General features: G+C 66.6%; 9 protein-coding genes and 2 pseudogenes. 6 read left to right on the top strand and 5 right to left on the bottom strand.

Annotated elements, in window-relative coordinates:
• Positions 1-66: 66 nt before the first annotated feature.
• The 4 genes and pseudogenes from B9S57_RS04510 to B9S57_RS04495 all read left to right on the top strand — a co-directional run bounded on the left by B9S57_RS04510 (position 67) and on the right by B9S57_RS04495 (position 2,904).
• A pseudogene (locus B9S57_RS04510) lies at positions 67-920 on the top strand (IS3 family transposase).
• A 275-nt stretch (positions 921-1,195) separates the two neighbouring features.
• Entirely contained in the window at positions 1,196-1,447 is a 252-nt protein-coding gene (locus B9S57_RS04505) for a type II toxin-antitoxin system VapB family antitoxin (RefSeq protein WP_032790114.1), read from the top strand.
• Complete coding sequence (locus B9S57_RS04500) at positions 1,444-1,860, top strand: PIN domain nuclease (RefSeq protein ID WP_103514215.1); 417 nt, start codon at positions 1,444-1,446, stop codon at positions 1,858-1,860. Before B9S57_RS04505 ends, B9S57_RS04500 begins: the two co-directional genes overlap by 4 nt.
• A gap of 555 nt (positions 1,861-2,415) precedes the next feature.
• Entirely contained in the window at positions 2,416-2,904 is a 489-nt protein-coding gene (locus tag B9S57_RS04495; RefSeq protein ID WP_181011228.1) for a hypothetical protein, read from the top strand.
• Positions 2,905-3,151: 247 nt separating this feature from the next.
• Here the strand turns inward: B9S57_RS04495 and B9S57_RS04490 are convergent, their stop codons facing one another.
• Both B9S57_RS04490 and B9S57_RS04485 read right to left on the bottom strand, forming a co-directional pair.
• Positions 3,152-3,544 (bottom strand): DNA-binding protein, encoded by a 393-nt coding sequence (locus B9S57_RS04490; RefSeq protein ID WP_103514214.1) that lies wholly within the window; start codon positions 3,542-3,544, stop codon positions 3,152-3,154.
• The gene (locus B9S57_RS04485; RefSeq protein WP_103514213.1) at positions 3,544-3,795 is read right to left on the bottom strand and encodes a hypothetical protein; all 252 of its coding nucleotides are present in this window, start codon (positions 3,793-3,795) and stop codon (positions 3,544-3,546) included. The genes B9S57_RS04490 and B9S57_RS04485 overlap by 1 nt, the downstream gene beginning before the upstream one ends.
• A 462-nt stretch (positions 3,796-4,257) precedes the next feature.
• Here B9S57_RS04485 and B9S57_RS04480 point away from each other — a divergent pair, with 462 nt between their 5' ends.
• Both B9S57_RS04480 and B9S57_RS04475 read left to right on the top strand, forming a co-directional pair.
• Complete coding sequence (locus B9S57_RS04480; RefSeq protein ID WP_103514217.1) at positions 4,258-4,542, top strand: hypothetical protein; 285 nt, start codon at positions 4,258-4,260, stop codon at positions 4,540-4,542.
• Positions 4,524-4,937, top strand: coding sequence for a DNA-binding protein (locus B9S57_RS04475; protein ID WP_103514212.1), 414 nt, complete (start codon positions 4,524-4,526; stop codon positions 4,935-4,937). Before B9S57_RS04480 ends, B9S57_RS04475 begins: the two co-directional genes overlap by 19 nt.
• Before the next feature lie 244 nt (positions 4,938-5,181).
• On the opposite strand, the pseudogene B9S57_RS04465 reads toward B9S57_RS04475, so the two are convergent.
• The 3 genes and pseudogenes from B9S57_RS04465 to B9S57_RS35140 form a co-directional block, all read right to left on the bottom strand.
• Positions 5,182-5,409: pseudogene (locus B9S57_RS04465) on the bottom strand (alcohol dehydrogenase catalytic domain-containing protein); the annotation flags it as partial.
• Positions 5,318-5,800: an aldo/keto reductase gene (locus B9S57_RS35145; RefSeq protein ID WP_258036219.1), complete on the bottom strand. Its 483-nt coding sequence runs from the start codon at positions 5,798-5,800 to the stop codon at positions 5,318-5,320. The pseudogene B9S57_RS04465 and the gene B9S57_RS35145, both read right to left, overlap by 92 nt.
• Positions 5,797-5,994 carry a hypothetical protein gene (locus tag B9S57_RS35140; protein WP_258036217.1) on the bottom strand — a complete coding sequence of 66 codons (198 nt, stop codon included), beginning with the start codon at positions 5,992-5,994 and terminating at the stop codon, positions 5,797-5,799. The genes B9S57_RS35145 and B9S57_RS35140 overlap by 4 nt, the downstream gene beginning before the upstream one ends.
• Between the last annotated feature and the right edge of the window lie 6 nt (positions 5,995-6,000).

Here is a 6,000-nt window from a genome sequence, read left to right as displayed (position 1 = left end):
TGAGGCGACCCCGGTGGTGTGGACACTCTGGCAATGGATCTTGCAGATCCGAGGAAGGGTGTCCTGGTGGGACGGAAGTCTCCGTATCCGGCGGAGTTCAGGAACGATGCCGTCGCGCTGTATCGCGCGGCGGGTGGGAAGCGCACGTATGCGGCGGTGGCGGCGGATGTTGGGGTGACCGGCGAGACGCTGCGCAGTTGGGTACGCCAGGCCGATGAGCAGGCGGGCCGCGGTATCCGTGACGAGCCGGTCGCGGAGGGCGGGGATGAGGAACTGGTCCGGCTGCGGGCGGAGAACGGCCGGCTACGCAGGGCTGAGAAGGAGTGGGAAATCGAGCGGGAGATCCTGCGCCGGGCGGCCCAGTATTTCGCGGAGGAGATGAGGGCATGACCCTCCGCTGGGGCTTCATCTCCGACAACCGGGCCGACTTCGGCGTGCAGCGGATATGCCGGGTGCTTCAGGTCTCGCGCTCGGGCTTCTACCGGTGGATCGCCGGCGCGAAGGCCCGCGAGGTGCGGCAGGCCGCCGATGATGCCCTGGCCGCGGAAATCCGCGAGATCCACACCGACCACAAAGGAACGTACGGAGTGCGGCGTGTCCATGCCGAGCTGCGGGGCCTCGGACACACGGTGAACCGTAAGCGCGTCGAGCGGCTCATGCGCAGGCACGGGCTGGAGGGCCTCCATCTGCGGCGCTGTAAACGCACCACGGTCCCGGACCGCTTCGCACCCCCTGCCCCGGACCTCGTCCAACGTGACTTCTCCGCCGGGCAGCTGGACGAGAAGTGGGCGAGGCTGGAAATCTTCCAGTGGCTGACCTACTACAACACCCGCAGACGCCACAGTGCCCTCAACTACCTCTCACCGGTGGAGTTCGAACAGCAGCATCTGCGAGTAGCTAAACTCTCAATCGCGGCATGAGCCCCTGTGTCCACACCCCGGGGGACACCTCATACGCCCGCTGTATCGCGAGGCGGATACAGGGCTGTTCTGTCGGAGCGACTCGGTCCGTACGCCTTCGGGGGCCGAGTGGGGCGCTCAAGCTGGAAGCTGAAACCTCCGGGTGACGTTCGATATCCGGCGCTGTGCTCCAGCCCCTGATTTAAGGGGCTCTCGGGACATCCAGGCGGCTCGATGTAATTTCTAGCTCAGAATTGATATCATTGGTGAGTCGTTGGGCTGTGGAGGGATGGCTGATGGCCAGGACTGTGATCGATCTGGACGAGGAGATCGTCGAGCAGGCGATGCGGGTCTACGGGGTGAAGACGAAGGTCGCCGCAGTGCGGGCGGCCATGGAGGAGGGGGTGAGGCTGCGGTTGCGCCGCGAACTGTTCGATGCCATTGACGACGGTGAGTTCGAGGACGCGTTCGCGGAGATCCGGTCGCAGACGGGGCCGCGGAATCCGGACGGTTCGCTGAAGCGTGAAGGCGGGGCTTCGGCGGCGTGAAGGGGCGCTACCTCATCGACAAGTCCGCCTTGGCCCGCCGGGGCAAACCGGCGGTGCGGGCCCGGCTGGATGCGCTGGACCGTGACGGGCTCCTAGCGGTGTGCGCCCCGACCGAGTACGAGGTTCTGTATTCGGCGCGCGGAAAGCCCGAGGCGCTGCGTCTGCGTACTCTGCTCCGTGGTTTCGACTACTTGCCCTGCAATGACGAGGAGTTCGAGCGGGCGCTCACGATCCAGACGTTGGCGCTGAACGCTGGATTCCACCGGGCGCTGTCGCTGGCCGACGTCCTCATCGCGGCAACGGCCGAACGGCACGGGGCCACGGTCCTGCACTACGACGGCGACTTCGACATGATCGCCTCGGTGAGCGGGTTGCAAGCCGAGTGGGTCGTGGAGCCCGGCACCGCCGACTGAGCTGGGAAACGCCGCATGTCGTGCTAGCGAGTGCCTCGATGGGTGACAGCAGAGTCCGCGCATCGTTGGCCGGGCCGTGGCGAATCTACTCGGCGGCGTGGTACGGGTGCTGCGGCTGAAGCGCGGGCTAGAGATTCGAGCATGCGTACACCGGCAGGCGCAGCTGTTGGGTAGATCCTCGGCGTCGAGCGTTCTTGTGTTTTGTCGTGAATCCCGTGCTGGGATGGTGCTGGGACGCGCTCGCATAACCGCAGGTCAGACCGGTTGTGGTGGAGTTCCGCTTCAACGTGTAGTGCCTGATTCCTTGATCGTTCGAAGTGGCCGGTCAGGATAGGAAACCCCAGGTCAGGGGCCAGATCTTCGGGTCTGGCCCCTTCCTGTTTTCTCCGGCTGGATCAGCCTGTTTCCTGGCCGTGTGCTGACTTGGTGCTGACTCTCGGGGCGGGTCTGTACGTGCTCTGAGCTGGGGCTTCCGGGGTGCCGTGCCAGGCGCAGCTGGGGAGGGGCTGGGAAACCCGGTACGCATGGGAAAGGGGTGCCGGGCAGGATGGGGGAGTGGCTGACCTGCTGTGGGATGACGTCAGAGGGTTCTTCGACCCTGATCTGATGGGCACGCTGCCGGACGTGCTCGTTCCTGGGGCCTCGGTCGAGGATTGGCAGGCTGTCCTCGACCTTGTTGACGTGAGGGGATGGAAGCACCGGTACTCCGAAGGAGAGTCGGTACTTCCGGTGCCTCGGGCGGAGACGGTGCTGTCCCGGCAGGCCGACGCTGAGTGTCCGCAGTTGAGGGTCTGGATGGCCGCTGATGTGCTGGTGATCTTCCGCTTCTATTCGTCGCACGAGATCGACTTTGATGTCGACCTGCGGGAAGTCCAGGGGCAGGAGCGACTCGACTTGATCTGCGGGTTCCTCACGGCCATCGGACGCCGGTTGGGGAAGCCGGTGCTGATGGATGCCGAAGGCGGCGACGGCAGCCATCCCGTACTCCGGTTCGAGGTCGAGAGCGATCGGGTGGTGCTGTTGGCGGAGCCGTTTGTTCCCTGACTGTTGCCGCGGGCATGCATCGCTGACCCTGTGGTAGCCGTTCCCGCAACGGTGAGAAGACATGTTGGCTGGCTGTCGGCGAGTTGCGACAGTGCGTCTGTTTCCCAGGCGGACACCATTGGTGTGGTGGTCAGGCTGCGAGTGCGTTCTCGTACTCAGCGGGACTGAGGTAGCCGTAAAGGGAGTCCTGGTCCGCGAAGTGCTGTGGCTGACGGCCGACCTGGCTGACGTGGATGTGGCCGGCGCTTCAGACCTTGACGACCTCTACGGAAGGGCCGCACAGGAGTGTCAGGTCCTCGGGGTCGGAAGTGAGGACGGTGACCGGCTGGGGTGCGTTGCGGGCGATGACGGCGAAGGCGGCGTCGATGGCGTACTTGTGGCCGTGGAGATGATGGGCGCGAAGGAGGACGGCGGCTTCGTCGGTGACCTCTCTGGTGACGTCGTGAACGTCGACGCGGGAGAGGGTCCACTTGATGCGGGCCGGGTGGATCCGCTCGTAATCGGCCTCGAGAGTGGTCATGGCGCTGGTGGCCACGCGGATGCCTTCCTCTGATGCCGCCTGGACCAGTGCTACGACGGTGCGGTCCTTACGGTAGAGCTTGGAGAGTCCTTCGCTGTCGAGCAGCAGGGTGCCGGGCATCAGGCGGCGGCACGGCCGACCTGTCGGTGGTCATGGCGCAGCAGGGCGCGGGCGGCCTCGACCTCCTCGCGGGTGAGCTCGTCATTGTCGGTCTCGAAGTCGGCGACGATCTCCCGAAGCTTGTCCATGGCGACTCGTTGCTCCAGGGCTTCGGCGACGTAGGCGGAGAAGCCACCGGGCCCGACATGTGCGCGTACGGCCTCGGCGAGGTCTTCGGGCAGGCTGATGGAGTACTTCCTGCTACTGCTCATGGTGTCGATCCTACCGGCGGTCGTAACCCTGCGGGTGCGAATAGCCATGGGGGAGGCTGCCCGGTCCGCAGGCAGTCCGCAGGACGCTCGTAAATGTCCGTCGGAGGCCAACGCAACCAAACGGCGAATCTGCAGGTCAAAGCCCTGGATGAGGCTCCGCCGCAGGTCAGGATCAGCCCGCAGGCATTCCGCGTCAACGTGTAGCCGCTGCTGTGTCACCACGTCGCGGATCTGGCAAACGTGCAGGTCAGGGAGGGCCCGACTCTTCGGAGTCGGGCCCTTGGTTTTTTCCCGTGCTGGGATGGTGCTGGGATGGGATGGAACGCCCGTGCTGGGCTTCGGGCGTCGTGCTGCCCGATGCGAGGGGTGGCGGGAGAGGCTCCGTCCACACGCCTTCTGCACGACTCCGGGGATCCGCGCAGATCGTGGCGCTTTTCCTACTCGTTTGACACACTCGGGGGTATGGGTGAGACGACGTACAGCATCGGGGAAGGGCCGGCGACGCGGGTGAGCCTGTCGCTGCCCGAAGGCACCGCGGAGGCGATCCGGGCGCGGGTAGGCAAGCGGGAGTTCTCCGCGTTCATCGCCGAGGCGGTCGAGCGTGAGCTGCGCGGGCAGGTCCTCGACGAGTATTTGGCGGACTACGAGAGCCGCGAGGGGCCGATTTCCGAGCAGGCTCGTCAGCGGGCACGGCAGGTCTTCGACGAGGTGTTTGCCGAGGAGGGCGAGTGGCCCGCCGCAAGCTGAGCCACGAGGGGACGCTGGTCCTCGACAGTGAGGGGCTCTCGAAGCTGCTCGCCGACGACGAGCAGGTGGTGGCTCTGGTCGCTGAGGCGCGCTCGCGCGGCATGGAGGTCGTGATCTGCGCGCTCACCATCATCGAGGCCGTGCATGCCCGTACGAACAAGGCACGACTGAACTGGCTGCTCTCGGGGCTGCGCGTGGTTCCGGTGGGTGACGAGGAGGCGAGGGCGGCCTCGACGCTGCTGATGGATGCCGGCCTGCACGGGCACAAGTACGCCATCGATGCGGCGGTCGCCGAGGCGGCACTGCGACAGCATCGCCCCGTGGTCATGCTGACTTCCGATATCGACGACATGGTCAAGCTCTGCGGCGATCGGGTCCGGCTCGTGGCGGTGTGACTTCCCCTGGTCCGCGGTGCGAATGGGCAGGGCCCGACAGAGCGAGGCGAGTGGGCTGGGCGAGCTGCGACAGGTCGTCGGGGGTGGAGCGCCCCGAGGGAGAAGGAGAAGACGTCGATCTTGTCGAAGCCGAGCGCCGTGATGAAGGTGTAGGCGTCCTCAGCCATCGCCTCGATGCTGTCCGGCACTTGGCCGGTGGACGCCCCGACACCGCCCTGATCGAAGGCGATGACGTGGCGGCCCTGCGGTCCTTGTCGGGCCGCGCGTACACCTCGTCGCCCACCGCGAAGCGGGTGACGGACGATCCGACGCGGACGACGGCCCCGGCGAGGTCGTTGCCCAGGACGAGCGGGAGACGATAGGGCAGGATCGCCTTGAGGTCACCGTCGCGGATCTTCATGTCCAGCGGGTTGACACTCGCCGCGTCGATCCTGACCGGTACGTCGTCGGCGACCACCTCGGGGTCGGGCATCTCGGCGGCGCGCCCCGGTCGCGCCACGGCTGTACTCGTGCTGGATGCCCACGATCGGGGCCCAGTTCTTCAGGTCCGCGAGGGTCACCGCGCGTGAGACGCGCCAGGCGGGAAAGTTGGACAGCGCGGCATGGTGGATCCTGCCGGCGCTCACCGGGTCGTCCAGTCCGCGCAGGAGCTCGTCCATCGGAGTGAGCTCGTCGGGGAAGTGCACCCACAGCAGGTCGATGTGGTCGGTGCCCAGGCGTTTCAGGCTGGCCTCCACCGAGGCGACCATGTTCTTGCGGCTGTTGCCGGTCCTGGAGGTGTCCGGCCGCGGCGCGGCCCCGAGGGAGAACTTGGTGGCCAGCACGAAGTGCTCGCGGTCGGCGGAGATCAGCTTTCCGGTCAGCTCCTCCGACTCACCGAACTGGTGGCCGTCCGCGCTGTCGAGGAACGTGCCCCCGCCTCGGCGAACCGGTCGAACACGCGGCGCGCCTCGACCGGCTCGGCGCCGGCACCCCAGCCGGTGCCGAAGTTCGCCGTGCCGAGCCCGTACTCAGACACGCGCAGTCCGGTCCGGTGTCCGAAGGCCATGCCACGCATGAGATG

The organism is Streptomyces sp. SM10, from assembly GCF_002910915.1.
Lineage (GTDB): Bacteria > Actinomycetota > Actinomycetes > Streptomycetales > Streptomycetaceae > Streptomyces.
The sequence above is the reverse complement of the archived record's forward strand: the minus strand, read 5'-3'. Positions and strand labels throughout refer to the sequence as shown.

Bases quoted from the DNA above. Each gene is read 5' to 3' on its own strand.
- B9S57_RS04490 (WP_103514214.1), bottom strand. From the start codon at position 3,544: ATGCCCGGCACCCTGCTGCTCGACAGCGAAGGACTCTCCAAGCTCTAC.
- B9S57_RS04505 (WP_032790114.1), top strand. From the start codon at position 1,196: ATGGCCAGGACTGTGATCGATCTGGACGAGGAGATCGTCGAGCAGGCG.
- B9S57_RS04485 (WP_103514213.1), bottom strand. From the start codon at position 3,795: ATGAGCAGTAGCAGGAAGTACTCCATCAGCCTGCCCGAAGACCTCGCC.
- B9S57_RS04480 (WP_103514217.1), top strand. From the start codon at position 4,258: ATGGGTGAGACGACGTACAGCATCGGGGAAGGGCCGGCGACGCGGGTG.
- B9S57_RS35140 (WP_258036217.1), bottom strand. From the start codon at position 5,994: ATGCGTGGCATGGCCTTCGGACACCGGACCGGACTGCGCGTGTCTGAG.